This window comes from Pseudomonas putida, from assembly GCF_003228315.1.
Lineage (GTDB): Bacteria > Pseudomonadota > Gammaproteobacteria > Pseudomonadales > Pseudomonadaceae > Aquipseudomonas > Aquipseudomonas putida_S.
This window is the reverse complement of record NZ_CP029693.1, coordinates 5,679,884-5,705,660: the sequence shown is the minus strand read 5'-3', so window position 1 is coordinate 5,705,660 and position 25,777 is coordinate 5,679,884. Positions and strand designations below refer to the sequence as shown.

The following is a 25,777-nucleotide window of genomic DNA, read 5'->3' as shown; positions in this document are numbered from 1 at the left end:
TAGCACCTGTGGGAGCGAGCTTGCTCGCGATGAGGTCGGTACATTCAACATCAATGTTGTCTATCAGTCCGCCATCGCGAGCAGGCTCGCTCCTACAGGTTATCAACCCCGTTTCGTACATTGTTCGAGAGCCATTCATGTCCTTATCAGCGAACGCCACCCTCCCCCCGATCGCCCACAAGGCTGAAGGCGCCGACCCCTATGCCTGGCTGCAGGAACGCGATACCGCAGCAGTTCTCGACTATCTCAAGGCCGAAAACAGTTACCAGGAAGCGCAAACCGCCGATCAGGCCGGGCTGCGCGAAACCCTGTTCGAGGAGATCAAGGGCCGGATTCTCGAAACCGACCTGTCCCTGCCCTCGCCATGGGGGCCATACCTGTATTACACCCGTACCACCGCGGGCGATGAATATGCCCGGCACTATCGCTGCCCGCGCCCGGACGATGACAGCCTGACCCTCGATGAAAGCCAGGAGCAGCTGCTACTGGACCCGAATGTGCTGGCCAATGGCGGCTTCTTTTCTCTGGGCGCATTCAGCGTCAGCCCGGACCACCAGCGACTGGCCTACAGCATCGACTCCACGGGCGATGAGATCTACACCCTGTTCGTGAAGGAATTGTCCGACGGTCGTGTCAGTGAACTGGAATTCCAGGATTGCGACGGCAGCATGACCTGGGCCAATGACAGCCTGACCCTGTTTTTCGGCGAGCTGGACGACACGCACCGCCCGCACAAACTGTACCGATACCGCCTGGACGGCACGGCGGCCGAAGAAGTGTTCCACGAGCCGGACGGGCGCTTCTTCATGCATTGCTACCGTTCAAGCTCGGAGCAGCAATTGCTGTTGTCCGTGGGCAGCAAGACCACCAGCGAAGTCTGGGTGCTGGACGCCAACCACCCGCAGCAGGCCTTTACCTGCATCGCGCCACGGGTCGAGGACCACGAATACGACGTCGACCACGGCGCCCTCGACGGCCAATGGACCTGGTTCATCCGCACCAACCGCGACGGTATCAATTTCGCCCTGTACACCTCGGTCGATACCGGCGCCGCCCCCATCGAATCCACTTGGCAAAACCTGATTGCCCATAGCGATACGGTGATGATCGACGGCATGACCCTGAACGCCGGTGCCATGACCTTGAGCCTGCGCGAAGGCGGCTTACCGATCATCGAAGTTCACCCGCAGGACTTGCCGAGCTACCGGGTCCAACTGCCGGACGCCGCCTACAGCCTGCATGTGCAGAACAGCCTGGAATTCGTCAGCGAACGGATTCGCCTGCGCTATGAAGCGTTGAACCGTCCGGCCCAGATCCGCCAGCTCGAACTGGTCAACGGCGAGCAGAAGGTGCTCAAGGAAACGCCGGTGCTCGGCCCGTTCGACGCCGATGCCTATGTCAGCCAGCGCCTCTGGGCCACGGCGCCCGATGGCACGCAAGTGCCGATCAGTCTGGTGGTCAAGCGCGAAGCGCTCGGCAAGCCCACGCCGCTTTATCTGTACGGCTACGGTGCCTACGGGCAAAGCCTCGACCCGTGGTTCTCCCATGCCCGCCTCAGCCTGCTCGATCGCGGTGTGGCGTTCGCGATCGCCCACGTGCGTGGCGGCGGCGAGCTGGGTGAAGCCTGGTATCGCGCCGGCAAGCAGGAACACAAGCACAACACCTTCAGCGACTTCATCGCCTGTGCCGAGCACCTGATCGCCGCCGGACTGACCACCGCGCCACAACTGGCTATCAGCGGTGGCAGTGCAGGTGGCCTGTTGATCGGGGCCGTGCTAAATCAACGGCCGGAGCTGTTTGGCGCCGCGATTGCCGAAGTGCCGTTCGTCGATGCGCTCAACACCATGCTCGATCCGGACCTGCCACTGACCGTCACCGAATACGACGAGTGGGGGAATCCGCAGGAGCCGGACGTCTACGATCGGATCAAGGCCTATGCACCGTACGAAAACGTCACCGCGCAGGCGTATCCGGCGACCCTGGTCATCGCCGGCTACAACGACAGCCGCGTTCAGTACTGGGAAGCGGCCAAGTGGGTGGCCAAGTTGCGCGCGACCAAATCCGACAACAATCTCCTGCTGCTCAAGACCGAACTGGGCGCGGGGCATGGCGGCATGAGTGGTCGATACCAGGGATTGCGTGACGTAGCGCTCGAATACGCATTTTTGTTCAAGGTTTTGGGTATTGCGTGAGGAACTTGGCCTGGCGCACAGGTCTTAGTTTCGTACGCCAAAACCGCTTCTGTAGGAGCAAAGCTTGCTCGCGATGGCGGCGTGTCAGCCACTACTGATGTTGAATGTAGCGGCCTCATCGCGAGCAAGCTTTGCTCCTACAGGGCAATGCCAAATCCTGGAACCAACACAACAACAAAGACCGCACGACATGGCAGAAACCACTCATCTGAACAACGAAATCCGCGACTGGCTGATGGACTGCGGCCTGTTCAATCAGCTGTTGCCGGCCGACTTTGCCGCGGCCTCGGGCTATTTCAGCATCAGCACCATTGCCCAGGGCGAAGAGATTTTCCATGAGGGAGATGCCGGCAGCTTCATGTGCATCATCCACACCGGCCAGGTGGCCGTGCAAAAGACCACCAGTGACGGACAGCTGGTGACCATCGCCACCTTGCGCAGTGGCCGCTCGTTCGGCGAAATGGCGGTGCTCGATGGCGAACGCCGCTCGGCCAGTTGCGTGGCGGCGAGCAACTGTCAGTTGCTCAACCTGGGCAAGGACTCGCTGGAAAAAATGCTCAACGACGCCCCGAAAATCGCCGCCAAGATCATCCGCGCCCTCGCCGTCTCCCTTTCCAAACGCTTGCGCATGGTCGATGGGCAACTGCTGTCGCAGCAGGTCTAGCCGCCGGGCGACTTGACCTTCGGCGGGTTCTGCTCGATCCCCGGCACCGGCTGATCCTTGGTCGGCGGGCTCGGCCTTTCGATAGGGACCAACGGTGGACCGCTGCTGCCGGGGCCGACCTTGGGCAGCGGCGCGGGGGTGATTTGCGGATACGGCGTGGGCGTCGCGGTGCCGGGGGAACCTGGCATCGGCGAGGGACTGACGGGCGTGGTTTGCAACTGTTGGGCCTGCACTGCAGTAATCGAGAGCGCGGCCAGGGCAATGGCCGTTAGAATGGTGCGCTTCATCAATGGCTCCGTTGGCCTTGTGGTCATTTGCAGGCTACTCCCAACTGCGCGTGTTTGCCTTCCCCCTGCTGCCATTTTCTCCTCAAGTGAGCCCCATGAAACGTTTCGTTCTGCTCGACACCACCCCTATTCCCGAGAACGGCGGTGCCCTGTGCCTGTTCGAATACGGTGAGGATTTCGTCATCAAGATCCAGGGCGGCGACGGCGGGCAACTGATGAACACCCGCATGCACGGCTCAGAAGATGCCCTGGCCGAGATCCCCTGCCGCAAGGTCGCCGGACGCCCGAATTCGCGGGTGCTGATCGGCGGCCTGGGCATGGGCTTCACGCTTGCTTCGGCGCTCAAGCACCTGGGCAAGAACGCTGAAGTGGTAGTCGCTGAACTGGTGCCCGGTGTTGTGGAGTGGAATAGAGGACCGCTGGGTGAGAAAGCAGGGAACCCGTTGCTTGATCCGCGCACCGTCATCCGCCTGGAAGACGTGGCCAAAGTGTTGCAAGCCGAGCCGCAGGGTTTCGACGCGATCATGCTCGATGTCGACAATGGCCCCGAAGGCCTGACCCAGAGGGCCAACAGCTGGCTCTACTCCGCCGGTGGCCTGAGCGCCTGCGCCAAGGCCCTGCGACCAAAGGGCGTACTGGCGGTCTGGTCAGCCAGCGCCGACAAACAGTTTTCCGACAAACTGAAAAAAGCCGGGTTCAAGGCCGAGGAAGTACAGGTGTTCGCCCACGGCAACCGGGGCACCCGCCACACCATCTGGATTGCCGAGAAGCTCAAGGGCTGAGCTAAACTCTGCTGTATAACCGTCATTAGTCTTCAACAAAGGTGAACCCATGAGTTCGTCCACCCCAACCAACACGTCGAAGCTGGATCGCATCCTCGCCGACAACCAGCGCGACAAGGAAATGGGCTACCGCGACAAGGCCCTGAAAATGTACCCCCACGTGTGCGGCCGCTGTGCCCGGGAATTCTCCGGCAAGCGCCTGAGCGAACTGACGGTGCACCACCGAGATCACAACCACGACAACAACCCCCAGGACGGTTCGAACTGGGAGTTGCTGTGCCTGTACTGCCATGACAACGAGCACTCGCGCTATACCGACCAGCAGTACTTTGGCGAGGGCTCGCTGAGCACGCCGAAGATTGCCAAGGCGACGCATAATCCGTTTGCTGCGTTGGCTGGCTTGATGAAGAAAGACGAATAATCCTCAGCGCCAGAACCGGCCTCATCGCTGGCAAGCCAGCTCCCACAGTGATGGGTGGTGATCACACATTCTGTGTACGCCACAGCTCCTGTGGGAGCTGGCTTGCCAGCGATAGCGATCGCTCACACACCGCCAATCTCCAAACTGACCGCTGCCAGCCAATCCCCGTATAATCGCGCTTTTTTCCCGAAAGGCACCCCGCTCGTGGCAGACAAACGGTACAGCTGCATTGGTTTGTACAACCCAAAATCACCGGAAAACGTCGGCTCCGTAATGCGCGCCGCTGGCTGCTATGGCGTGGCGTCGGTGTTCTACACCGGCAAGCGCTATGAACGCGCCGCCGACTTCGTCACCGACACCAAGCGCGTGCACTACGACATCCCGCTGATCGGCATCGACGACCTGAAAAAGATCCTGCCCCTCAACTGCGTACCGGTTGCCGTGGAGCTGGTCGAAGGCGCCCGCCCGTTGCCCGAGTACACCCACCCGGACCGTGCGCTGTACATCTTCGGCCCGGAAGACGGCTCGCTGGACAAAGAGATCCGCGACTGGTGCGAAGACGTGGTCTATATCCCCACCACCGGTTGCATGAACCTGGCCGCCACGGTCAACGTCGTGCTCTATGACCGCATGGCCAAGGGCCTCAACACCCGCTCGGGTCCGAAATTCCGCTGATGTGCGCAAGATTGGATGGAACAAGCGGGCAATTTCGGCAGTCAGCTTAACTATCGACCCACGACGCAGCCTTTCCTGCCTGGAGACAGATCATGAGCGAACTCAAACGCGTAGAACGCATCGAATCCACCCCATTCCAGAGCCCTTCCGAACAGAACGTTCAGGGCTGGGAACGCCTGGGCTCCCTGGCCGGCGGCGTGGTCATGGTCGGCAAGGGCTTGCGGCGTGGCGGTATCTTCGGCCTGATTCAGGTGGCCATCGGCGGCGTCGCACTGGCCCGGGGCATCACCGGCCATAGCTCGGCGAAAAGCCTGTTGGAAAAAAGCCGTCAGGACATGAACAACGTAAGGGCGAAGATTCAGCGGGCGGGTGAGGAACTTAGCCAGTTGAAGGCCAATGCCGAAGCAGCGACCAAGACCGCGACGGTAACCGGCAATGATTCGTTGAAATCGCCGAAGGCCGGGGTTTGATCCTTAATCTTCGCGGGGGCTGATGGCCTTTTCGCGAGCAAGCTTTGCTCCTACAGGAATTGTGAAATGCACCAATCCTGTAGGAGCAAAGCTTGCTCGCGATAGCGGTATTACTGAATCAACTCGGTATCCAGGACCTTGGAAGAATCGCCAATCACACTCTCCGAGAGCTGAACAAACTCTTTGGTATCCAGGCTCCCCAACCGCATCGCCCCGCGCAACACATCATCCAGCGACCGCTTGTTGCGAGTCTTCAGGCGAATCTCGCGATCCAGTTCCTGCATCAAGATCACGGCTTTTGCAATCTGCGCCGGGCTGATCTGCTCGCCGCGCAAGGTAGTGACTTTCTGACCGGTCTTGGTCAACCGAGCCTGCAAACTCTGATAACGCTCATCGCTCATGCCACCGGCGCGGCGCACCAGTTCGATGGCGTAATACTCGGCAAAACCCTCGCTGATCCACTCGCTGCGCTGCTTGTCGTTGATTCGCCCGAACAGTTGCGCCAACTCCCGCACCAAAGCGCTGCTGCCGCTCTCACTGACCAAAGGCAGGCGACTGTTCAGGTAAATGGACTCGTGGGCCGCGAGGCTGCCACGCCACATCGGATCGTTGGCACCGACTATCAGCAATTTGGCGGGATGTCGTGGGTAGACGGCCTGAACCTGCGGCCAGACGAAAGTCAGCAGGGTCAGCACATCCATGCGTCGCATGCCCTGCCCCTGGGGCGAAGCCACTGTGACTTCAGTTTCCCCCAGGCGAGTGCGGCGGCTGCCGAGGTTGCCGGCGAGCATCCAGCCGGTCGGCCGGTCGAACAATCGGGAGACGTTGTCGATTCGGAACTTGTTCTTGCCGATACGCGGCCAGGCGGTTTCGACGCTTTTCCAGCCGTTGGGCAATTCGAACTCCAGGCGTGAAACCAACTCGATGCCATCCTGCTGATCAAGCCTGGCCGGTGGTACCAGGTCCTCACCACGCATCAACGCCCAGTTCGGCGTCATGCGCGTGTCGAAGCTGCCGTTCTTGCGGCCGTGGCTGACGTGGACACGGTACGTCAGGCTGGCCTTGTCCGTGGCCGGGTGCCAGACGCCACGGGCCTGCGCGCCAGGTGTCAGTTGCCACTGGCCGTCGGCCTTGAAATCGCTGTAACGGCTGCCGTCGCCAAGGTCGAAATCCAGACTGCGCACCGCCGAGCCCTGGGCCAGGGTCAGGCGCACTTCTGCCTGATCGCTCTGCGGCAACAGGCGCACGTGGTAATCCAGATCAACCTTCTTCGCCGCCCATGCGGGTGAACCGAGGGTCAGTAACCCAACGACCAGTGCTTGCCGCCATCCCACAGCCATACACACTCCTTGGTGAAACCTGAACTCGCCTGGACGATCAGCCCGCACGGAAGATCAGATGGTCTTCCCAATCCTCTTCCGGCACGCTGCCTTCGGCGAGCATACGCCCGGACTGGGAAATTCGTTCGTGATGCACGGCATCGCGATCACCGCAAACCAGGTGATGCCATAGCGGCAAGTCCTTGCCCTCGCTGACCAGGCGATAACCGCAGGTCGGCGGCAGCCATTTGAATTCATCGGCCTTGCCTGGCGTCAGCTGGATGCAGTCGGGCACCGAGTCGCGGCGGTTCGGATAGTCGGTGCACTGGCAGGTTTTCAGGTCCAGCAGCTTGCAGGCGATACGCGTGTAATAAACGCTGTTGTCGTCTTCGTCTTCGAGCTTTTGCAGGCAGCACAGACCGCAGCCATCGCACAGCGACTCCCATTCCTCCTGATCGAGTTGATCGAGGGTTTTACGTATCCAGAACGGTTCGACTTTGGCGGCCATGGCTCAAGCATCAACATCAGGTGGTGAAAAGGCCGCCAGTCTAGTGCCCAAGGCTTCCGGGGCCAAGCATTGGCGACTGCCGGTAGATCGGGACTTGTCAGTTTTCCCACAGGCCAGTAGCTTTGCCAGTCGCAAGGCGCCCTACCCGCGTGCCATTAACGCTCGACCGCGTTGCATTACGGTGAATCGCCACGGCTCTCGACAAACCTCATCGCCCAGCTCAACTGCGCCCGCAGGTTCAAGTCACCCTCACTTTCAAACGTAGCAAGGAATCTCTTGATGAGTGCAAACCCGCGCATTGCCGATTACGCCATCCACCCTCAATTCACCGATCGCTGGTCGCCTCGCGCCTTCACCGGCGAAGCCATTCCCGTCGAGACCCTGCTGAGCTTTTTCGAAGCCGCGCGCTGGGCGCCATCGGCGTACAACTCGCAGCCGTGGCGCTTTCTTTATGCCCGCCGTGACACGCCAAACTGGGAGCGTTACCTGGGTTTGCTGAACGAGTTCAACCGCAGCTGGGCGCAACACGCCTCGGCCCTGGTGATCGTGATCTCGAAAACCACCTTCGCCGTACCCGGCGCCACCGAAGAAACCCCGGCCCTGTGGCATACCTTCGACACCGGTTCCGCCTGGGGTCACCTCGCGCTGCAAGCGAGCATCAGCGGCTGGCACACCCACGGCATGGCTGGTTTCGACCAGGAACTGACCCGCAAGACCCTGAACATTCCCGAGGGTTACGCCCTGCACGCCGCCGTGGCGATCGGCAAACTGGGGGACAAGGCGACGCTGGCCGAGTATCTGCAGGCGCGTGAAGAACCTAGCCCGCGTCGTCCGTTGAGCGAGCTGGCTGCCGAAGGGGATTTCTCTCTCTAAGCCACAACGCAGAACGACTGTAGGAGCCGAGCTTGCTCGCGATGAGGCCATGACATTCAACATCACTGTTGACTGTTATGCCGCCATCGCGAGCTCGGCTCCTACAGGCTCCGGGGCGGTTCAATACCCGCGATTGAAGTCCACTTCCCCGCGCAATGCCTCGCCCGCCTGCCAGGCCCGCAGGTTCTCGACAAACAGCTTTGTCATCAATGACGGCGAAGTCGGGGCCGAGCTGTGACCTGTCAGCAGCAAACCCCAGGCCGTCCAGAAAGGATGGCGCTGAGGCAGCGGTTCCTGGCGGCAGACATCGATCACCGCACCCGCCAGATGCCCTTCTTTCAAGGCCTCCACCAGATCCGCATCAACCACCGCCACGCCGCGTCCGGCGTTGATGAACAATCCCGTCGGCTTGAACTGCTTGAACAGCGCTGCATCGTAGATATCGTGGGTGCTCGGGGTGTTTGGCAGCAGATTGACTACGTAATCCACCTGTCCCACCAGCCGGGGTAAATCGCTGAGTGAACCGACTTCGACAAACGGTGCTTGCACCCGGGCCTCGCTGGCGACGCCGTACAACTCCACACCGAAGGGCACCAGGAACTGCGCCACGGTCTGGCCGATGTCACCGGTACCGACGATCAGCACCTTGCGCCCCGCCAGGCTCTGGCCGTGGCGACTGTCCCACTTGCGCTCGACCTGGCTGACCAGTCGCGCCAGCACTTCACGTTCATGACCGAGCATGTAGGTGAGCACGTATTCGGCCATGACCTGACCAAAAATCCCCACCGCCCGGGTCAGCCGATAGTTGCGTGGCAAACCCTCGACGAGCAATGGCGTGATGCCTGCCCAGGTCGACTGCATCCATTGCGGTTGGTGGCCTTGACGCAACAGCGTCGCCAGCAGGTCGGGCTGGCCGAGCCAGATCGAACACTCGGCGGCCTGACGGGACAGTTCGGCGGAGTCACCGCTGGTCAGTACCTCAAGGTCCGGCGCGGCTTCACGCAATAGCTGGGTGTAAACAGGGTGGTCGTGTTCGGCAATCAGAACGCGCATGCTTCAACCTTTCAAAAAAGCGCTGCCGATAGCCGCCGACGCCCTTTTGCGGCGCGTCGCGGCCATCGCCAATATCATTCCAGTGTTTCACCAGGGCTCAGAACAGAGCCGGTCGGCTGATCAAACCGGATCGTTGCGTCGCAGCAACTCTTCAGGCAAGTGCTCGATGTATTCCTCTTCGGCTGGCGGCATTTGCAGGTGGTAACCCTGATTTTCGAGGTTCTCCAGCACGACGCCGATGTCTTCGCGCGAGAGTTTGCGCTCGGGGGTCAACACCAGATCGAATGCGTGGATCGCCTTGCCGAAAGCGGCCAGCAGAGGTTCCGGTACGCGCTCCAGTGCGTCGCTCTTGAGCACATAGAGGTACATCTCGTTTTTCTTCGAACTGCGATAGATGGAGCAAATACGTTTCAAGGCTGTTCTCCGGCGGTGGCCAGGCTGTCGAGCAGCGCCTGGCCCATCAATTCGCGGCGCCAGCCACGCAGCGAATCAGGCAATTGGTAGGGACCATTGGGGAAGCCGCTCTTGAGCAGCGCTTCCAGTGTTTTCTTGCGCAGCATCAGTTCTGGTGCGATGTCCAGTCGCTCGGCCTCGGACTGGCCGATGGCTTTCATCTGCTTGAGCAGCGCGGCAGCGTCCACCGGCAATGGCTCCGGCACGGCGGGTGGCCACTGATCGGGCGACACACTGCCAGAGCGCTTGATCAGATCAAGCAGAAATTCGCCGTCCTGACGCACGGTACGCGGGTGCATGTCTTCGATTTTCGCCAGGGCGCCAAGGTTATCCGGCTGGGTGCGCGCCAGTGGCCATAGCGAATGTTCACGAATGATCCGGTTACGCGGCAGGTCACGGGCACGTGCTTGCGTTTCACGCCAGGCGCACAGCTCACGCAACACGGCAAGTTGCGCCCGGGACAGTTTCCAGGCCAGCTTGGCGTCTCGATAGACCTCGTACGGATCGGTCTCACGGCGCAGGTTGGCCACCAGTTCGGCGCCATCCTCCAGAACCCAGGCGTATTTGTCGTCGGAAAGTTTCGGACGCAAGCGTAGGAACACTTCCGCCAGATGCACGGCATCTTCGGCGGCGTAGCTGATTTGAGTCTCGGACAGCGGGCGTTGCAGCCAGTCGGAACGGGTTTCTCCCTTGGGCAGGTCGATACCGAGCACTTCCTGTACCAGTCGCGAATAGCCCATGGAAAAACCCAGGTTCAGGTAAGCGGCGGCCAGTTGCGTGTCGAACATCGGCGCCGGCAGGCTGCCGGTCAAGCGCAGCAGGACCTCAAGGTCTTCGCTGCAGGCATGCAGAACCTTGACCACCGCCCTGTTTTCCAGCAACGCGGCCAGAGGCTGCCAGTTGTCGATGGTCAGCGGATCGATCAGGTAAGCGCGCGTGCCATCACCCACCTGCAACAGGCCGGCTATCGGATAGAAGGTGTCGACCCGCATGAATTCGGTGTCGAGGGCAACGTAGGGCAGTTGCTGCCATTCGGCGCAAAACCGGCCAAGGCTATCGTTGTCGCGAATCCAGTGAATTTCGATGGCCACACGGCTCTCCCTTGAAGAATGGCGCGCAGTATATATCGCCCCCGGCGATTTCCGCGCATCCACTGAACGAGAGCATCGGCGAAAATACCTGCTTAACAAAAAGAATAGTCTGACAAAGTGGGACTATCCGATCTTACAAAGCACGTAGACCCGCATCGGCGAACACACGGGCAGGAAGTCCTGATGGCCGAGCACACGGAAACCGGCTTGCCTGAATTCGGCCTCTATCTCGCCCTTGCTCACCATCGAATCGACTGCAAGGCCTTCAACACCTGTACTCCGAGCCTTGAAACGACCTTCGACCTGTACCGCCACGATCACCGAATCGCGACTGACCCGGTGAAACTCGCCGAGTATCGCAAGGCGATGTTCGGGGTTGGCCAGATGCTGGAACAGGTGCATGCAGAAAATGCTGTCCACCGCATTTTCCGACAGCCCGATGGTAAAGGCCGAACTTTGAAAGGTCCTGACCCGCTTCAACAGGCTTTGGGGATGATGGGTCCGGGCATGATCGAGGATGTCCTGGGAAGGATCGGTGGCGAGAATGACCCGATTGGCGTGCTCGGCCAGCACGGGCCACAGACGCCCCACTCCGCATGCCACATCGAGGATCAACCCCGGCTCACCCGCGACCCTCAACGCATGACGCACCAGCTGCTGCTCGCGCCAGAACGCCAGGCGCCCGCTCAGGCCCTGTACCCGTGGCTGCAGACAGACGCGGGCGTGCTCCTGGTCGTAGCGCCGGGCAAACTCAAGCTCAATGGCGGTGAGAGACTGGGTGGACATGGGCGATGGCTCTGGGTGATCGTTGCTCTTGATAATCGGTGCCTGGCCGCCAGTTGGCGGCCGTTGATTGAAAGATTGGTGCATTCAGTCCCTGGCCAGCACGCCGTCGATCACCGGCCCGCGACATCCGGCAAACATGTCCAGATCCTGGTTGTAAACCTTGCTGTTGACCTCCAGCAGACCCAGCATTGAATGGAACAGGTTGTCCTGGCTCAGCGGCTTTTCACGGTTCAATTGCAGGCAGTGGGTGTCCACCGAGTACGACTTCTGATAGTTGTCGGAGAACCAGGCCAGCATGGCCACGTGCTTCTGTTGTTCCGGCGCCAGCATGTAAGGCGTGCCATGCAGGAACAGGTTGTATTCACCCAGGGACTCGCCGTGGTCCGACAGGTACAGCATCGCGGTATCCACCTTGCCCTGATTGCTGCGCAAGATATCGATCAGGCTCGACAACACATGGTCGGTGTAGACCAGGGTGTTGTCGTAGCCATTGACGATGCTTTCGCGACTGCAATTGTTCAGCGCATTACTTTCACAGACAGGGGTGAAGTGTTCGTACTCTTTCGGGTAGCGCTTGAAGTATTCAGGACCGTGACTGCCCATCTGGTGCAATACCAATACGGTGTCTTTATTCAGGTTATCGATGAAATGCTGCAGGCCTTGCAGCAGGATTTCATCGCGGCATTCGCTATTGGCGCACAAGGCGGGATCTTTCAGGTTGCTGACATCCTGGAGAGTGACACGATCGCAAGTACCTTTGCAGCCTGACTGGTTATCGCGCCAGATAACATCAAGGCCTGCGCGCTTGAGCACATCGAGCAAACCTTCTTCATTCTTCGCCTTGCTGGCGTTGTAATCCTTGCGCCCCATGTTGGAGAACATGCAGGGCACGGACACGGCAGTCTCCGTGCCACAGGAGTGCACATCGGTGAATGCGATCAGGCCGGCTTCCTTGTTCAGTTTTGGCGTGGTGTCACGGTTGTAACCGAGAATGCCAAAGTTCTCCGCCCGTGCACTTTCCCCGACCACAAGCACTGTCAGGGATTTACGGGTGCGTGATTGCAAAGCCGGGTTGCGCTGGGCGTCTTCGCCGATTTTGACAAAAGGCTGATGCGCGGACGCTACCTGTTCACGCAGATAACCGAACGAGGCGCCGATGTAATTGCTGGGCACGACCATCAGGCGCAATTCATGGTGATTGCGAAATAACGATGAAAGGCCCTGATAGTTAACCAGGGCCACCCCGCCAATAACTGCAACCGACGCAATAGTCACCAGGACTTTACTTAATAGTTCGCGGTGCCAGCGGCGGAAATCAATCGGTGTTTTCCACAATAACCAGGACGGCAAAACACCCAATAACAAAATATAGGCAAACAACTTCAACGAGAGTAAATCGCGCACTTCCGTGGCATTGGTTTCGGCGAAATTGCGGAACATGCCTGCGTCGATCAATACGCCGTATTGGCTCATGAAGTACGCCACGCCGGCGCTGACCATGAACAGCAGGGTCAAGACCGGCTTCATGACAGGACGGAACGCCAGCAACGTCAACACTATATTGAAGGCCGCCAGGATCATTGCGCCGAAGGCCACGCGCATCACCACGCCCTTTCCGTCAGCTGCAGTGATTTCGAACAGGTGCTGCCACAACACAAAATTGAAGGCAGTCAATAAAAAGGCGCTGGCAATCAGTGTCACCCACTCCGGGCGCACGGCTTTAATCTTCAACATGGCAATCGGCTGTTCCTGAAAAGAAATGCCGTCGATAAATGTGAAAAATTCATTTACCGCGACAGCATAACTGTAGGCAGCCGACCATCAATTTTTCGTGAAAAAGAAGCCAACGATTAGTTGGCTATGCAAATTCAAGTGAAGTTTTCGATTTATTTGAGATCCGTTCAGCTCTGGTTCAGATCCCAAGGGCTCAGCAGTCTCCCTTTGGGTATCAACCTTGCTTGCCCTGGCGGACTCAAACGCCGATGGCGGTCTTGGTGTACGACTCGCGGTCAATGTCTAGAATCTCCACGCACAGCTGGACTTCAACACCCGCCGGCCACTCACACAACTCCTTCACCACCGCCAACAGGCTTTCGGACAATTGCTGCTTGATCTGCGGCGAGCGCCCACTCAACAGCGCCAGTTTCACATGCACGAATGCCCGTTCCGTCAATGCCGTGCCGACCTTGAAAGTCTCGACCTTGACCGCCCGGCTCTTGATGTCAAATTCGGCACCGAACTGACCCGACCCCACCAGCGTATTGTTGAGCCGCATCAAGGCGACATCGGCATTCAGGTCCGGCAGGTTGGCGGTGTATTCCAGGTGCAGGTGAGGCATGGCGTGACTCCTGTAAATGGGTGGAAAACTCTTACATGTAACGCTTACTGGGGTAGCGACAACAGATTGCGCTCGCCCATGAACGTTTCGATTCGTGAGCGCAGCCAGCGCTCGGCCGGATCGCTGTCGACGTGACTGAGCCAAACCATCGACAGCTCCAGCGTCGGGGTCTTGAACGGGAAACCCTCCTTGAACAGTTGACCGGACACCGCCATGGCTTCGGCGGTGTAATCCGGCAGGCTGGCAATCAGATCGGTACCGGCCAGCAACGCAGGCAACGAACTGTACTGCGGCACCGATAGCACCACCTGACGCGAACGACCAATCTGCGCCAGCCATTCATCGGCGAACCCGCTGACGTTGGCAATGTGGGAGACCAATACATGGGGACGCGAGCAGTATTCGTCGAGGGTCAGCGGCGTGTCCGAGGCGTCCGCACGCAGCACGCTGGGATAGATGTGTCGTAACAGCTTGCGCTTGGCATTGGCTGGCAGACCGCGGGTCTGGGAAATGCCGACGGTGATATCGCCGGAAGCCAGGAGATCGGGTATCCGCCAGTGATCGACGTTCTGCACCACGAACACTAACTTCGGCGCTTCCTGCCGCAGCGCGTGCAGCAGCGGCGGCAGCAGTCCGTATTCGACGTCATCAGACATGCCGATACGGAAGGTCATGGTGCTGTTGCCGGGGTCGAAATCGTGGGTCAGGCTCAGGGCCACCGACAATGAATCCAGTGCTGGCGACAAGTGTCGAAAGATCTCTTCGGCCCGTGCGGTGGGCTCCATGCGATGACCGACGCGAATGAACAACGGATCGTTGAACATCGTACGCAAGCGGTTGAGCGCCGAACTGATGGTGGGCTGGCCGAGAAACAACTTGTTTGCCACCTTGGTGACGTTGCGCTCGAGCATCAGCGTTTCAAACACCACCATCAGATTGATGTCGGCCTTGCGTAGTTCGTTGCGGTTCATCCATTGCCCCAGCGCCTGTTTACTGTCGACAGTTTAGGGAGGTGTAACAATTGGCGTCTATGCGATAGAACAAATGGTGCCGGCATTTTTTACGTTTAATGCAAATGAAGTCACATCACTCGATTATCGGTGACGCTGAAAATTCCACGGACTAAACGACAGAAATGAAAAAGCCCCTGAAATGTTTAACCATTTCAGGGGCTTAGTCTTGTTCAATAATGGCGGAGAGATAGGGATTCGAACCCTAGGTACCCGCGAAGGTACAACGGATTTCGAATCCGTCCCATTCGGCCACTCTGGCATCTCTCCAACGGCGCGCATCATAACAACACTTTCGCCGGAAGCGAACCCCCTTTCGCGAAATATTTCTGTGCTATCAGATGCTTGCGTCGGTTAAAGCGGTACGCCCAGACGATTGGCGACTTCTTCGTAGGCTTCGATGACGTCACCGAGGCCTTGGCGGAAGCGGTCCTTGTCCATCTTCTTCTTGGTGTCCTTGTCCCAGAGACGGCAGCCGTCCGGGCTGAATTCGTCGCCCAGGACGATGGAGCCATCGCTGAACACGCCGAATTCGAGCTTGAAGTCGACCAGCAGCAGGCCAGCGTCATCGAACAGCTTGCTCAGGATTTCATTGACCTTGAGCGAGAGCTCTTTCATGCGAGCCAGTTGCTCGGCGGTACCCCAACCGAAGGCCACGACGTGGGATTCGTTGATGAACGGGTCGCCCTTGGCGTCGTCCTTCAGGAACAGTTCGAAGGTGTAAGGGTTGAGCTTCATGCCCTCTTCGACGCCCAGGCGCTTGACCAGACTGCCGGCGGCGTAGTTACGCACGACGCACTCGACCGGGATCATGTCCAGCTTCTTCACCAGGCATTCGTTGTCTCCCAGCAGCTTGTCGAACTGGGTCGGCACGCCGGCGGCTTCGAGTTTTTGCATGATGAAGGCGTTGAACTTGTTGTTCACCATACCCTTGCGATCGAGCTGCTCGATACGCTTGCCGTCGAACGCCGAAGTGTCGTTGCGAAACAGCAGGATCAGACGGTCAGCGTCGTCGGTCTTGTAAACCGACTTGGCTTTGCCGCGGTAGAGTTCTTCACGTTTTTCCATGATGGGCTCCGCTTGCTAAGTAGATGGGCTAGGCGATGTGTCGCCAGTCGAGCCCTGAATCTTGATCGGCCAATTGCAGCCAGTCCGGGTCGCACCCCAAGGTGTCGACAAAACATTGCCGGGCCAGCCGCGGCAGGTTGTTCTTGCTGCTCAGATGGGCCAGGACCAAATGTTGCAGGCCTTGCCAGCCCAACTCGGCCACCAGGAATGCCGCCTGATGGTTGTTCAAATGTCCTAGCTCGCCGCCCACCCGCTGCTTGAGAAAGTACGGGTAGTGACCACGAGCCAGCATGTCTCGGCAATGGTTGGCCTCGATCATCAGCGCATCGAGATCCCGATATGCCTCCAGTACCTTGTTGCAATACGAACCCAGGTCGGTCAACAGGCCGAAGCGCCGTTCACCGTCACTGAATACATACTGCGTCGGCTCCTGTGCATCGTGGGCCACGGCAATGACACCGATGCTCAGGTTGCCGATCTGCAGTTGCTGACCATCCGCCAGGAAGCCGGTGGGCTCCACAGGCTTGCGCATCTCGCGCAAGGTCCCGCGACTGAGATAGACAGGCAAATTGTAGCGCCGAGACAGCAAACCCACGCCATGCACGTGGTCGGCATGTTCGTGGGTCACGAGTATCGCGCTCAACTGCGCAGGGTTCACACCCAGGCGCAGCAGGCGTTTTTCGGTTTCCCGCAGGGAGAAACCACAATCGACCAGCACATAGGTATCAGCACTGGCTACCAGCGTGCCGTTCCCTTGGCTACCGCTGCCGAGAACGGCAAAACGCATGTGATCAGCCCAGATTGTCCTGAATCACGCTCAACACTTTGCGCGCCACGTCAGCCGGCGCCACGGTATTGATGTTTTTCTCTACGGTGACCTGGACGCTATCGCCCACCTTGCTCAGGCGGACCTGATAACGCTCGGCGCGGGCTTCACGCTCTTCCTTGTCCGGCTTGCTGCCGAACAGACCACTGAAGAAACCAGGCTTGTCGTCTTTCTTCTCGGCCTTTTCAGCCAGGTTGATGTAGTACAGGCCCAGGCTGCGGTTGATGTCTTCCACACGCCACTCGCCTTGTTCCAGAGCGCGGCCGACACTCGACCATGCGCGATCCAGGTCGGAGCCGACGTTCAGCACAGGGTTGCCGCTGCCGTCTTCGCTCAGGCTGACTCGACTCGGGGTGTCGAAATCACGGGAAGCCAGCATGGAGACCGAACCGCCCTTCTCCGAAATACGGCTCATACTCGCGAGCATGTCATCGACCAACGCCGCGTCCAGGCCGGTGTTGACCGAACGGTTGGTGAAGGCCACGTCGTCAGTGCTGCCGGCAGGACGCTCGGCGGTGACTACGTAAACTTCACTGGTATTGCGCTGCACACCCGGCTCGATACGCACGCGGGCACGGATCTCGCTGTCAGACGCGACACCCGCGGCACTCAAGCGCTTGGCCACCGCTGCAGACAATTCGTCGGAATGCTGCCAGGTCGTGGTGAATTCGCCGGTTTGCGGGCGCTGCTCGTCCAGGCGGAAACCGTTGTCCTGGAAGAACTGCACGGCCACGGGCCAGGCTTCGGCCGGCGGGTTTTGCGCCAGGATCCAGCGCGAATCGCCGCTCTTCTGAAGGGAATAGGCACTGGCATCGGCAACGGAAGACAACGGCAGCGGACGAGGAACGACAAACTCGCCCTTGGCGGTGTCATCGGCGACGTTACGCGGGATTGGCAGCAGCGGATCCAGGCGCTTGGAGGTCTGGATATCCTGCGGCATTTGCATCGGTGCAGTCTGTTTTGCTTCCAGGTAATCGCTACCACGGTCACGGAAATAACCTTCCGGGCCCCAGACCCATCCACAGCCACTGGTGCTGGAGATGATCAAGGCAAGTGCGGAAAGTCCGGCCATTCGCTTCATGCGTTGTACTTCCTCAATTAAGCCAGGACGCCGGACAGACGCATGGCCTGACGCAGCGGTTCGTGACATTCGGCGCTGAGCCAGGTGAGCGGCAGACGGATACCGTCCGGCATCAGGCCCATCTCATGCAGCGCCCATTTCACGGGGATAGGGTTGGATTCGATAAACAGGGTTTTATTGAGAGGCATCAGCTTTTCATGAATGGCACGCGCCTTCTCGGCGTCACCGTTCAGGGCGGCGATGCACAGGTCGGCCATCTCGCGCGGGGCGACGTTGGCGGTAACCGAAATATTGCCCTTGCCGCCCAGCAGGATCAGTTCGACTGCGGTGGCATCGTCCCCGGAGATCACAAGGAAATTGCTGCTGACACCGTCGATGATCGCCTTGGCACGCTTCAGGTCGCCGGTGGCTTCCTTGATACCGATGATGTTCTTGACGGTCGACAGACGGATCACGGTCTCGGCCTGCATGTCGCACGCGGTGCGGCCGGGGACGTTATAGAGGATCTGCGGAATGTCGACGGCTTCGGCGATAGCCTTGAAGTGCTGGTACAGGCCTTCCTGGGTCGGCTTGTTGTAATACGGAGTGACCAGCAGGCACGCATCGGCGCCGGCGGTCTTCGCATTGGTGGTCAACTCGATGGCTTCGCGGGTCGAGTTGGCGCCGGTACCGGCGATCACCGGGATGCGACCATTGACCTGTTTCACGACGCGACGGATGACTTCGATGTGTTCGTTCACATCAAGAGTGGCGGATTCACCTGTGGTGCCAACCGCCACGATGGCGTGGGTGCCGTTTTGCAGGTGAAAGTCCACCAGTTTGCTCAGGCTGTCCCAGTCGAGATTACCTTGTGCATCCATGGGTGTGACCAGTGCCACCATACTGCCCGCAATCATGCAACCGCTCCTGCCGGAAAAAGAGAGCCGTAATGGTACTGGCGCCAAGATGCTTGTACAAGCGAAGTACTGCGCTGCCGCCATTCCCCTTGGCGCCGCTTTTCGCTACCCTTCAGACTTTGATCGGTACTGACAGGCTCGTTCGTCAGGTCTGAGCCTCCATTTTCGGTATCACAAGCCCCATTCCAGCGTTGCCATTCCTCTGTTCCTGCCATACTGGAGCACATTGCAACCTGCGCCAGGGGCTTTGCGATTCGCATCCGCAGGCTCACTCCGGGAAAAACAAACCGATAGAAGTACCGACCGCTCATCGCTTTAGGAATGCTGCATGTCCACCCCCACAGTTCGCGAACAATTCCTTGTCATCAGTGCCCTCGGCGCCAACCCCATGGAGCTGACTAACGTCCTGTGCCGCGCCAGCCATGAAAACCGCTGCGCCGTGGTCACCTCCCGCCTGACCCGTCATGGCGAGTGCAGTGCGCTGGTCCTTGAAGTCTCCGGCAGCTGGGACGCCCTGGCACGCCTGGAAGGCAGCCTGCCGATCCTTGCCAAACGACACGCCTTCACCGTCAATGTGGTGCGCAGTGCCGCCCTGGAAAACCGTCCGCAAGCCCTGCCATATGTCGCCTATGTCAGCTCGGCCTATCGCTCGGACATCATCAACGAGCTGTGCCAGTTCTTCATGGATCACCACGTCGAGCTGGAAAACCTGACCTGCGATACGTATCAGGCACCACAAACCGGCGGCACCATGCTCAACGCCACCTTTACCGTGACCTTGCCGGCCGGCGTGCAAATCAGCTGGTTGCGCGATCAGTTCCTGGATTTCGCCGATGCGCTGAACCTGGATGCGCTGATCGAACCGTGGCGCCCTCAAAACCCAATGTAAGGAAACTTTCATGGCCGTTGCCATCGACCAACCGGTTGCCGATTTCGAAGCCCCCGCCACCAGCGGGCAAACCGTCAGCCTGGCGGCACTCAAGGGCAAGCAGGTGGTGATCTACTTCTATCCGAAGGACAGCACCCCGGGCTGCACCACTGAAGGTCAAGGCTTTCGCGACCAGCTCGACGCATTTAAAGCGGCGAATACCGAAGTCTTCGGTGTATCGCGCGACGGTCTGAAATCCCACGAGAACTTCAAGACCAAGCAGGCATTCAACTTCGAGCTGATCAGCGACAAGGAAGAAGCGCTATGCCAGCTTTTCGACGTGATCAAGCTGAAGAAGCTCTACGGCAAGGAATACATGGGTGTGGATCGCAGCACTTTCCTGATCGACAAGAACGGTGTGCTGCGCCAGGAATGGCGTGGCGTGAAGGTGCCCGGTCACGTTGATGCGGTATTGGCTGCGGCTCAGGCCCTGAACAAGGCCTGACCCCTAAAAGATCGCAGCCTTCGGCAGCTCCTACAGAGGTTCGCATGTATCTGTAGAAGCCGCCGAAGGCTGCGATCTTTTTTTGCCTAAAGCAGCGGCGCCACGATCGGTTCCTTGCGCGGCCATGCATCCAGCACCGCCTTGAACAGGGTCGCCAGGGGAATCGCAAAGAACACCCCCCAGAACCCCCACAGCCCGCCAAACAAAAGCACCGCGCAGATGATCGCCACCGGATGCAGATTGACTGCCTCCGAGAACAGCAACGGCACCAGCACGTTGCCGTCCAGTGTCTGGATGATCCCGTACACCGCCATCAAATAGATGAACTGATCGCTCCAGCCCCACTGGAACAGCGCAATCAACAGCACCGGCACGGTCACCACCACGGCCCCGACGTAGGGCACCACCACCGAGACACCGACCAGCAACGCCAGGAGTGCCGCGTAGTTGAGCTCCAGAATGACGAAAGCGATGTAGGTCACGCCGCCGCAAATGATGATTTCAATGACCTTGCCGCGAATATAGTTGGCGATCTGCCGGTTCATGTCGTGGGCGACACGGGTGATCAACGCTCGCTCACGTGGCAGGTAACCACGCACCCACTCACCGATCATTGCCCGGTCCTTGAGAAAGAAAAACACCAGGATCGGCACCAGCACCAGATAGATCATGATGTTGACCAGTAGCGGCAGGCTCGACAGCGAGAATGTCAGCGCCCACTGTCCGAACTTGCCGATCTCGCCCCTGGCCACTTCGATGGCTTGCAGCACCTGTTCATCCGACACCAGATGCGGATAGCGTTCAGGCAGCAACAACAGCAGTGATTGCCACTTGGCGAGCATGCCGGGAAGCTCGTTGAACAAGGTGATCAATTGATGCCAGAGCAGCGGCACCACGACCACGATGAACACCAGCAACACGCCCATGAACAGCGCGAAGACCAGCCCTACCGCCACCCCGCCCGGAACACGCAAGCGTTCGAGGCTCAGCACGAGCCCTTGCATCAGATACGCCAGCACCATCCCGGCCAACACGGGCGCAAGCATGCCTCCCAGCGTCAGGACGGCGGTAAAGGCCAAAAACAGGAGGACTGCCAGAACCACGGCTTCTTCATCGGAGAAGTAGCGCTGAATCCAGTCGCGTAACACTTTGAACATCAATAATCCTTAAGAACAAACGCCGCGGATTTCAGGCCTTTTTCAACCAGTAGCGGTAAACGCCCGACTCATCTTCTTCACGAAGCAGCGTATGACCGGCCAAACGGGCAAAGGTGCGAAAGTCGCGCTGCGAGCCCGCATCCGTGGCGATCACCTTGAGCACCGCGCCACTGGCCATCCGATTGAGTTCCATCTTGGCCTTGAGTAGTGGCAACGGACAATTCAAGCCACTGGCGTCCAGTTCAACGTCATGGGCTACAGCGTCGATCATTGCATCACTCCGTTTCAGATGATTGAGCTGCCTAGAATATCTGGTCGCAACGCTGGTGTCCGGCTACAGTAAGGTCTTTGTCGACTAAGGCTTTGTGCATGACTTTTTTGCGCCCCACCCTGCTGACGCTCGCTTGCCTGCTCGCCTCACCGGGCTTTGCCGACGATCTGCCGTCACTCGGTGACGCCAGCTCTGCCATCGTCTCGCCGCAACAGGAATACCAACTAGGCCGTGCGTGGCTGGCGCTGCTGCGAAGCCAGGTCGCGCAGCTCAACGATCCGCAGCTCAAGGACTATGTCGAATCCAGTGTTTATCGCCTTGTAGAGACCAGTCAGGTCAATGACCGGCGCCTTGAATTCATTCTGATCAACAGCCCGCAACTCAACGCCTTTGCCGCACCGGGCGGCATTGTCGGGGTCAACGGCGGCCTGTTCCTCAACGCCCAGACCGAAGGCGAATACGCCTCGGTAATGGCTCACGAATTGGCTCACTTGTCGCAACGCCACTTTGCCCGTGGCGTGGAAGCCCAACAGCGCATGCAAGTGCCGATGATGGCAGCGCTGCTAGCGGGGATCGTGATCGCCGCCGCCGGTGCCGGCGACGCCGGGATCGCCGCCATTGCCGGTACCCAGGCAGCGGCCATTCAGGAGCAACGGCGTTTCTCGCGGCAAAACGAACAGGAAGCCGACCGCATCGGTATTCTCAATCTGGAAAAGGCCGGCTATGACCCGCGCTCGATGCCCACAATGTTCGAACGCCTTGGCCGCCAGTACCGCTTCGATGCCAAGCCGCCAGAATTCCTGCTGACTCACCCGGTGACCGAATCTCGAATCGCCGACACCCGCAACCGCGCCGAACAGGCCCCTCAGGGTGGTATTGAAGACACCCTGCGTTATCAACTGATCCGCGCGCGTGTCCAACTGATCTATGAGGAAACCCCCGGACTTGGCGCCAAGCGATTCCGCGCACTCCTGGATGAAAATCCGAAAAACGATGTCGCACGCTATGGATTGGCCATCGCCCAGATCAAGGGCGGCCAGTTGAACGAAGCACGGGAAAACCTCAAGCCCTTGCTCGCCAAATCGCCCAACGAGATCATTTACAACCTCGCGCAGATCGATCTGGACATCACCAACAATCGCCTGCCGGACGCTCAATCCCGAATGGACCGGATGCTGGCCCAATACCCTGGCAACTATCCGCTCAACCAGGTGCGTGTCGACCTGTTGCTGAAACAGAACCGTGCCGCCGATGCCGAGAAAGCGCTGGAAGCCTTACTCAAGTCGCGCCCGGACGATCCGGATGTCTGGTACCAGGTGGCGGAGACTCGCGGCCTTTCGGGCAACATCATCGGCCTGCATCAGGCTCGTGCCGAATACTTCGCCTTGGTCGGCGACTACCGTCAGGCCATTCAGCAACTGGATTTTGCCAAGCGCAAGGCTGGCAGCAACTTCCCGCTATCGTCGCGGATCGATGCCCGCCAGCGTGAGTTGATGGAACAGGAGCGAATGATCAAGGACATGATGGGCTGACGAGTCGGACAACCTTTCATTCCGGTCATAAAAAACCGCCTCTTTCGAGGCGGTTTTTTATTCAGCCAGCAACCGGATTATTCAGCCAGTTTGAAGGTGATGAAGCTCGCGCGACCCTGACGCAGTACGCGCATGGACACCGAGCGATTCTTCGGCAACGCCTTGGCGATCTCGGTGAACTGCTTGGTGGACTCGATGGCCTGATTGTTCAGGTGGGTAATCACATCCCCCGGCTGCAGGCCAATCATGGCGGCAGGTCCATCCTGAACTTCCTTGATCACCACACCACCTTTGAGGTCGTAGGTTTTCTTTTGCTCGGCGGTGATTTCGACGACCGAAACACCGAGACGATTGCTGCTGCTTTCGGCACCGGATTTTGGCAACACGCTGAGGTCTTTATCTTCGTCAGGAATATCCCCAACGGTCAGTTCGACGTTCTTGCGCTTGCCGTCACGAATCACTTCGAGATTGGCCTTGGAACCGGCCTTCAGTGCACCCACCAGATGCGGCAGATCGGCGGACATCACGATCGGCTGACCATTCATGCTCAGGATGACGTCGCCGACTTGCAAGCCACCTTTGGCTGCCGGACCATCGTCCTGGATCTGGGCGACCAGAGCACCTGCAGGTTTCTCAAGACCGAACGACTCGGCAAGATCCTTGTTCACTTCCTGGATCACGACGCCCAGCCAGCCACGGCTGACTTTGCCGCCGCTTTTCAACTGATTGGAAACGTCCATGGCCACGTCGATCGGAATAGCAAAGGAAACGCCCATGAAGCCGCCGGAACGGGTGTAGATCTGCGAGTTGATCCCCACCACTTCGCCATTCAGGTTGAACAGCGGCCCACCGGAGTTGCCCGGGTTGATTGGCACGTCGGTCTGGATGAACGGCACATAGTTTTCGTTCGGCAGGCTGCGACCCACGGCGCTGACGATACCTTGGGTCACCGTGTGGTCAAAGCCGAACGGCGAGCCGATCGCCACGACCCATTGACCGGCTTTCAGATCCTGGGACTTGCCCAGTTTCAGGACCGGCAAGTCCTTGCCTTCGATCTTCAACAGCGCCACATCGGAACGCGTATCGGTGCCGATCAGCTTGGCTTTCATTTCACTGCGATCGGCCAGACGAACCAGAATTTCATCGGCATCGGCAATCACATGATTGTTGGTGAGGATGTAGCCGTCAGACGAAATGATGAATCCCGATCCCAGGGACTGCGCTTCACGCTGACGATCGCCGCGAGGAGAACGCTGCTGCGGCGGCATGCCGCGTTCGAAGAACTCGCGCAGCATCGGTGGCAGGCCTTCGAGATCAGGCATCTGCTGGCTCACTTTGCGATCCGGCAGTTTTTGCGTGGTACTGATGTTCACGACCGCGGGCGAGGCTTGCTCGACCAGTTGCGTGAAGTCGGGCAACTCCGCCGCTTGCGCAGCGACTGCCTGACCGAGCACAAACACGGTGGCAAAAATGGAGAGATAAGCTTTCAAGCGTGGTATCGACATACGGCTCCCGTTACGACGAGCATGGTTAAGCGATATGGAACAAGGAACCCGGGAAAAGATACGCCGGTATCTTTGTTTCGGGAACAACAAACAAGGCCAGAGCCGAGGGGCTCTGACCTATAAAAAATTCTGAGGGGATTTGCAAACTGAAATGCTCACGAAACATTTCGATTTCAGCTCACTGCTTGGTGGTGGCAGCATCGGAACGCATCGATAGTGCAATCCGTTCCGCGGTACCGACCGGAATCTCTCCGACAACGGTCACCATCATTTCGCCTTGCGGAGTGGTCAGCCGGCGGGAAACGGCAACGGTTGGCCCCAGTTGAGTGCGGGTGTCTGTGACCGTGGCACCATTCAGTGGCTCCAGAAACACCGAAAAACGCGCCAGACCATCATCGTACATCAGGCTGTTGACCTGGGTTTTGGTCTCGGGATCCTTGCGCGCCGTGCTACTAGTCAATTCAAAGCCAGGCGGCAGCCAGTCCGAATGCCAGACCTGCGCGGCCTTGACCGCAGAGGCTTTGTCGCTTTCCAGGTTGACGGCCTTGCAATCGGAGCCCGGTTGCAAGTCACTGTCGGAGGGAACACCGGAGGTATCCAATTGCGTGAACTGGAACCTTTCCAGCAATCGCCCCTTGTCATCAAGTAGCAAGGACTTGAGTGGCAGTCCGGTTTCCTTGTCCAGATGCAATTCAAACCCGTAGCGGTGCTGATCACGAGGCGTCAGCGATACGATTACAGCCGGACGCCCGGCCACGCGCGACTTGCCGATGACAGCAAGGTCATACCAATTCTTGAGCTTTTGAGGATCGAGTGCACGAGCTGCGGAGTTTGGTGAATCCCCAAGCCCCGCTATCAGGGTGCCGCTGACGCATTGAGTACGTCCATCAATGCGTACGACTTCCTGCGCAGATCCATCCAGCTGGAGCAATCGCTCGCGGACTTTGCCGTCCTGGACGCGGTGCCAGATGTCATGGGTAGAAAAACTACCGTTGCGCTCGTAGACGAAAGTACCGTGAAAGCTTTGCTGTTGCTCGGCCTGGCCAAGACGGGTCAACCAGTCCTGAGCTTCATCGGCATGGGCTGGAACAACAAACCAGCCACCAAGCAGAAGCGAAAGTAGAGGTATGGCGCGCATGATCCTCC

28 protein-coding genes and 1 tRNA gene are annotated in these 25,777 nt (G+C 59.0%); 10 read left to right on the top strand and 19 right to left on the bottom strand.

From position 1 onward, the window contains the following. Positions 1 to 137: 137 nt before the first annotated feature. Positions 138 to 2,192 (top strand): S9 family peptidase, encoded by a 2,055-nt coding sequence (locus DKY63_RS26765; protein ID WP_110966873.1) that lies wholly within the window; start codon positions 138 to 140, stop codon positions 2,190 to 2,192. A gap of 190 nt (positions 2,193 to 2,382) precedes the next feature. Then, complete coding sequence (locus DKY63_RS26760; RefSeq protein ID WP_110966872.1) at positions 2,383 to 2,856, top strand: cyclic nucleotide-binding domain-containing protein; 474 nt, start codon at positions 2,383 to 2,385, stop codon at positions 2,854 to 2,856. Here the strand turns inward: DKY63_RS26760 and DKY63_RS26755 are convergent. Then, the gene (locus DKY63_RS26755) at positions 2,853 to 3,143 is read right to left on the bottom strand and encodes a hypothetical protein (protein ID WP_110966871.1); all 291 of its coding nucleotides are present in this window, start codon (positions 3,141 to 3,143) and stop codon (positions 2,853 to 2,855) included. The genes DKY63_RS26760 and DKY63_RS26755 overlap by 4 nt on opposite strands. A gap of 95 nt (positions 3,144 to 3,238) precedes the next feature. On the opposite strand from DKY63_RS26755, the gene DKY63_RS26750 reads away from it, so the two are divergent. The 4 genes from DKY63_RS26750 to DKY63_RS26735 all read left to right on the top strand — a co-directional run bounded on the left by DKY63_RS26750 (position 3,239) and on the right by DKY63_RS26735 (position 5,491). Beyond that, positions 3,239 to 3,925, top strand: coding sequence for a spermidine synthase (locus DKY63_RS26750; RefSeq protein WP_110967988.1), 687 nt, complete (start codon positions 3,239 to 3,241; stop codon positions 3,923 to 3,925). 49 nt (positions 3,926 to 3,974) lie between these two features. Further along, positions 3,975 to 4,346, top strand: coding sequence for a YajD family HNH nuclease (locus DKY63_RS26745; RefSeq protein ID WP_110966870.1), 372 nt, complete (start codon positions 3,975 to 3,977; stop codon positions 4,344 to 4,346). A gap of 204 nt (positions 4,347 to 4,550) precedes the next feature. Next, positions 4,551 to 5,021, top strand: a complete 471-nt coding sequence (locus DKY63_RS26740) for an RNA methyltransferase (RefSeq protein WP_007911337.1) — start codon at positions 4,551 to 4,553, stop codon at positions 5,019 to 5,021. Positions 5,022 to 5,113: 92 nt separating this feature from the next. Beyond that, positions 5,114 to 5,491, top strand: a complete 378-nt coding sequence (locus DKY63_RS26735; protein WP_110966869.1) for a YgaP family membrane protein — start codon at positions 5,114 to 5,116, stop codon at positions 5,489 to 5,491. A 110-nt stretch (positions 5,492 to 5,601) separates the two neighbouring features. Here the strand turns inward: DKY63_RS26735 and DKY63_RS26730 are convergent, their stop codons facing one another. After that, positions 5,602 to 6,831 (bottom strand): hypothetical protein, encoded by a 1,230-nt coding sequence (locus tag DKY63_RS26730; protein ID WP_110966868.1) that lies wholly within the window; start codon positions 6,829 to 6,831, stop codon positions 5,602 to 5,604. A 37-nt stretch (positions 6,832 to 6,868) separates the two neighbouring features. Continuing rightward, on the bottom strand, positions 6,869 to 7,318 hold the full coding sequence (locus DKY63_RS26725) for a YcgN family cysteine cluster protein (RefSeq protein ID WP_057400692.1): 450 nt from the start codon (positions 7,316 to 7,318) through the stop codon (positions 6,869 to 6,871). 279 nt (positions 7,319 to 7,597) lie between these two features. On the opposite strand from DKY63_RS26725, the gene DKY63_RS26720 reads away from it, so the two are divergent. Beyond that, complete coding sequence (locus DKY63_RS26720; protein ID WP_110966867.1) at positions 7,598 to 8,191, top strand: nitroreductase family protein; 594 nt, start codon at positions 7,598 to 7,600, stop codon at positions 8,189 to 8,191. 120 nt (positions 8,192 to 8,311) lie between these two features. Here the strand turns inward: DKY63_RS26720 and DKY63_RS26715 are convergent, their stop codons facing one another. The 12 genes from DKY63_RS26715 to dapA form a co-directional block, all read right to left on the bottom strand. After that, positions 8,312 to 9,244 (bottom strand): D-2-hydroxyacid dehydrogenase, encoded by a 933-nt coding sequence (locus DKY63_RS26715; protein WP_110966866.1) that lies wholly within the window; start codon positions 9,242 to 9,244, stop codon positions 8,312 to 8,314. Positions 9,245 to 9,364: 120 nt separating this feature from the next. Continuing rightward, positions 9,365 to 9,658 (bottom strand): YcgL domain-containing protein, encoded by a 294-nt coding sequence (locus DKY63_RS26710; RefSeq protein WP_110966865.1) that lies wholly within the window; start codon positions 9,656 to 9,658, stop codon positions 9,365 to 9,367. Next, a complete protein-coding gene (gene rnd, locus DKY63_RS26705; RefSeq protein WP_110966864.1) occupies positions 9,655 to 10,788 on the bottom strand; it encodes a ribonuclease D in 1,134 nt (377 codons plus the stop codon). The genes DKY63_RS26710 and rnd overlap by 4 nt, the downstream gene beginning before the upstream one ends. A 123-nt stretch (positions 10,789 to 10,911) precedes the next feature. After that, positions 10,912 to 11,574: a class I SAM-dependent methyltransferase gene (locus tag DKY63_RS26700; protein WP_110966863.1), complete on the bottom strand. Its 663-nt coding sequence runs from the start codon at positions 11,572 to 11,574 to the stop codon at positions 10,912 to 10,914. Between the two features lie 84 nt (positions 11,575 to 11,658). Further along, positions 11,659 to 13,308: a phosphoethanolamine transferase gene (locus tag DKY63_RS26695; protein WP_110966862.1), complete on the bottom strand. Its 1,650-nt coding sequence runs from the start codon at positions 13,306 to 13,308 to the stop codon at positions 11,659 to 11,661. A gap of 238 nt (positions 13,309 to 13,546) precedes the next feature. Continuing rightward, on the bottom strand, positions 13,547 to 13,912 hold the full coding sequence (locus DKY63_RS26690; RefSeq protein WP_110966861.1) for a 5-carboxymethyl-2-hydroxymuconate Delta-isomerase: 366 nt from the start codon (positions 13,910 to 13,912) through the stop codon (positions 13,547 to 13,549). A gap of 44 nt (positions 13,913 to 13,956) precedes the next feature. Continuing rightward, positions 13,957 to 14,883: a LysR substrate-binding domain-containing protein gene (locus tag DKY63_RS26685; RefSeq protein ID WP_110966860.1), complete on the bottom strand. Its 927-nt coding sequence runs from the start codon at positions 14,881 to 14,883 to the stop codon at positions 13,957 to 13,959. A 219-nt stretch (positions 14,884 to 15,102) separates the two neighbouring features. Then, positions 15,103 to 15,192, bottom strand: a tRNA-Ser gene (locus tag DKY63_RS26680). A gap of 84 nt (positions 15,193 to 15,276) precedes the next feature. Beyond that, positions 15,277 to 15,990: a phosphoribosylaminoimidazolesuccinocarboxamide synthase gene (gene purC / locus DKY63_RS26675; protein ID WP_110966859.1), complete on the bottom strand. Its 714-nt coding sequence runs from the start codon at positions 15,988 to 15,990 to the stop codon at positions 15,277 to 15,279. Positions 15,991 to 16,018: 28 nt separating this feature from the next. Further along, a complete protein-coding gene (locus DKY63_RS26670) occupies positions 16,019 to 16,777 on the bottom strand; it encodes an MBL fold metallo-hydrolase (RefSeq protein ID WP_110966858.1) in 759 nt (252 codons plus the stop codon). A gap of 4 nt (positions 16,778 to 16,781) precedes the next feature. Then, positions 16,782 to 17,897: an outer membrane protein assembly factor BamC gene (gene bamC / locus DKY63_RS26665; protein WP_110966857.1), complete on the bottom strand. Its 1,116-nt coding sequence runs from the start codon at positions 17,895 to 17,897 to the stop codon at positions 16,782 to 16,784. 17 nt (positions 17,898 to 17,914) lie between these two features. After that, a complete protein-coding gene (gene dapA / locus DKY63_RS26660; protein ID WP_110966856.1) occupies positions 17,915 to 18,793 on the bottom strand; it encodes a 4-hydroxy-tetrahydrodipicolinate synthase in 879 nt (292 codons plus the stop codon). Positions 18,794 to 19,121: 328 nt separating this feature from the next. On the opposite strand from dapA, the gene DKY63_RS26650 reads away from it, so the two are divergent. Beyond that, the gene (locus DKY63_RS26650) at positions 19,122 to 19,682 is read left to right on the top strand and encodes a glycine cleavage system protein R (protein ID WP_110966855.1); all 561 of its coding nucleotides are present in this window, start codon (positions 19,122 to 19,124) and stop codon (positions 19,680 to 19,682) included. A gap of 10 nt (positions 19,683 to 19,692) precedes the next feature. Then, positions 19,693 to 20,166: a peroxiredoxin gene (locus DKY63_RS26645; protein ID WP_110966854.1), complete on the top strand. Its 474-nt coding sequence runs from the start codon at positions 19,693 to 19,695 to the stop codon at positions 20,164 to 20,166. A gap of 86 nt (positions 20,167 to 20,252) precedes the next feature. On the opposite strand, the gene DKY63_RS26640 is transcribed toward DKY63_RS26645, so the two are convergent. Continuing rightward, positions 20,253 to 21,323 carry an AI-2E family transporter gene (locus tag DKY63_RS26640; RefSeq protein WP_110966853.1) on the bottom strand — a complete coding sequence of 357 codons (1,071 nt, stop codon included), beginning with the start codon at positions 21,321 to 21,323 and terminating at the stop codon, positions 20,253 to 20,255. A 31-nt stretch (positions 21,324 to 21,354) separates the two neighbouring features. Next, complete coding sequence (locus tag DKY63_RS26635) at positions 21,355 to 21,594, bottom strand: sulfurtransferase TusA family protein (protein WP_110966852.1); 240 nt, start codon at positions 21,592 to 21,594, stop codon at positions 21,355 to 21,357. A gap of 98 nt (positions 21,595 to 21,692) precedes the next feature. Here DKY63_RS26635 and DKY63_RS26630 point away from each other — a divergent pair, with 98 nt between their 5' ends. After that, complete coding sequence (locus tag DKY63_RS26630) at positions 21,693 to 23,126, top strand: M48 family metalloprotease (RefSeq protein ID WP_110966851.1); 1,434 nt, start codon at positions 21,693 to 21,695, stop codon at positions 23,124 to 23,126. A gap of 77 nt (positions 23,127 to 23,203) precedes the next feature. Here DKY63_RS26630 and DKY63_RS26625 read toward each other — a convergent pair whose 3' ends face one another. Beyond that, positions 23,204 to 24,631 (bottom strand): DegQ family serine endoprotease, encoded by a 1,428-nt coding sequence (locus DKY63_RS26625; RefSeq protein ID WP_110966850.1) that lies wholly within the window; start codon positions 24,629 to 24,631, stop codon positions 23,204 to 23,206. Between the two features lie 178 nt (positions 24,632 to 24,809). After that, positions 24,810 to 25,769, bottom strand: coding sequence for a MucB/RseB C-terminal domain-containing protein (locus DKY63_RS26620; protein WP_110966849.1), 960 nt, complete (start codon positions 25,767 to 25,769; stop codon positions 24,810 to 24,812). Between the last annotated feature and the right edge of the window lie 8 nt (positions 25,770 to 25,777).

What these genes read in the sequence shown, in the direction of transcription:
- DKY63_RS26745 (WP_110966870.1), top strand. Translation starts at nt 3,975, where the DNA reads ATGAGTTCGTCCACCCCAACCAACACGTCGAAGCTGGATCGCATCCTC.
- DKY63_RS26650 (WP_110966855.1), top strand. Translation starts at nt 19,122, where the DNA reads ATGTCCACCCCCACAGTTCGCGAACAATTCCTTGTCATCAGTGCCCTC.
- DKY63_RS26695 (WP_110966862.1), bottom strand. Translation starts at nt 13,308, where the DNA reads ATGTTGAAGATTAAAGCCGTGCGCCCGGAGTGGGTGACACTGATTGCC.
- DKY63_RS26670 (WP_110966858.1), bottom strand. Translation starts at nt 16,777, where the DNA reads ATGCGTTTTGCCGTTCTCGGCAGCGGTAGCCAAGGGAACGGCACGCTG.
- DKY63_RS26715 (WP_110966866.1), bottom strand. Translation starts at nt 9,244, where the DNA reads ATGCGCGTTCTGATTGCCGAACACGACCACCCTGTTTACACCCAGCTA.
- bamC (WP_110966857.1), bottom strand. Translation starts at nt 17,897, where the DNA reads ATGAAGCGAATGGCCGGACTTTCCGCACTTGCCTTGATCATCTCCAGC.
- DKY63_RS26750 (WP_110967988.1), top strand. Translation starts at nt 3,239, where the DNA reads ATGAAACGTTTCGTTCTGCTCGACACCACCCCTATTCCCGAGAACGGC.
- DKY63_RS26640 (WP_110966853.1), bottom strand. Translation starts at nt 21,323, where the DNA reads ATGTTCAAAGTGTTACGCGACTGGATTCAGCGCTACTTCTCCGATGAA.
- DKY63_RS26625 (WP_110966850.1), bottom strand. Translation starts at nt 24,631, where the DNA reads ATGTCGATACCACGCTTGAAAGCTTATCTCTCCATTTTTGCCACCGTG.
- DKY63_RS26725 (WP_057400692.1), bottom strand. Translation starts at nt 7,318, where the DNA reads ATGGCCGCCAAAGTCGAACCGTTCTGGATACGTAAAACCCTCGATCAA.
- DKY63_RS26685 (WP_110966860.1), bottom strand. Translation starts at nt 14,883, where the DNA reads ATGAACCGCAACGAACTACGCAAGGCCGACATCAATCTGATGGTGGTG.
- DKY63_RS26700 (WP_110966863.1), bottom strand. Translation starts at nt 11,574, where the DNA reads ATGTCCACCCAGTCTCTCACCGCCATTGAGCTTGAGTTTGCCCGGCGC.
- DKY63_RS26630 (WP_110966851.1), top strand. Translation starts at nt 21,693, where the DNA reads ATGACTTTTTTGCGCCCCACCCTGCTGACGCTCGCTTGCCTGCTCGCC.
- purC (WP_110966859.1), bottom strand. Translation starts at nt 15,990, where the DNA reads ATGGAAAAACGTGAAGAACTCTACCGCGGCAAAGCCAAGTCGGTTTAC.
- DKY63_RS26760 (WP_110966872.1), top strand. Translation starts at nt 2,383, where the DNA reads ATGGCAGAAACCACTCATCTGAACAACGAAATCCGCGACTGGCTGATG.
- DKY63_RS26755 (WP_110966871.1), bottom strand. Translation starts at nt 3,143, where the DNA reads ATGAAGCGCACCATTCTAACGGCCATTGCCCTGGCCGCGCTCTCGATT.
- DKY63_RS26620 (WP_110966849.1), bottom strand. Translation starts at nt 25,769, where the DNA reads ATGCGCGCCATACCTCTACTTTCGCTTCTGCTTGGTGGCTGGTTTGTT.
- DKY63_RS26690 (WP_110966861.1), bottom strand. Translation starts at nt 13,912, where the DNA reads ATGCCTCACCTGCACCTGGAATACACCGCCAACCTGCCGGACCTGAAT.
- DKY63_RS26645 (WP_110966854.1), top strand. Translation starts at nt 19,693, where the DNA reads ATGGCCGTTGCCATCGACCAACCGGTTGCCGATTTCGAAGCCCCCGCC.
- dapA (WP_110966856.1), bottom strand. Translation starts at nt 18,793, where the DNA reads ATGATTGCGGGCAGTATGGTGGCACTGGTCACACCCATGGATGCACAA.
- DKY63_RS26730 (WP_110966868.1), bottom strand. Translation starts at nt 6,831, where the DNA reads ATGGCTGTGGGATGGCGGCAAGCACTGGTCGTTGGGTTACTGACCCTC.
- DKY63_RS26765 (WP_110966873.1), top strand. Translation starts at nt 138, where the DNA reads ATGTCCTTATCAGCGAACGCCACCCTCCCCCCGATCGCCCACAAGGCT.
- DKY63_RS26720 (WP_110966867.1), top strand. Translation starts at nt 7,598, where the DNA reads ATGAGTGCAAACCCGCGCATTGCCGATTACGCCATCCACCCTCAATTC.
- DKY63_RS26735 (WP_110966869.1), top strand. Translation starts at nt 5,114, where the DNA reads ATGAGCGAACTCAAACGCGTAGAACGCATCGAATCCACCCCATTCCAG.
- DKY63_RS26635 (WP_110966852.1), bottom strand. Translation starts at nt 21,594, where the DNA reads ATGATCGACGCTGTAGCCCATGACGTTGAACTGGACGCCAGTGGCTTG.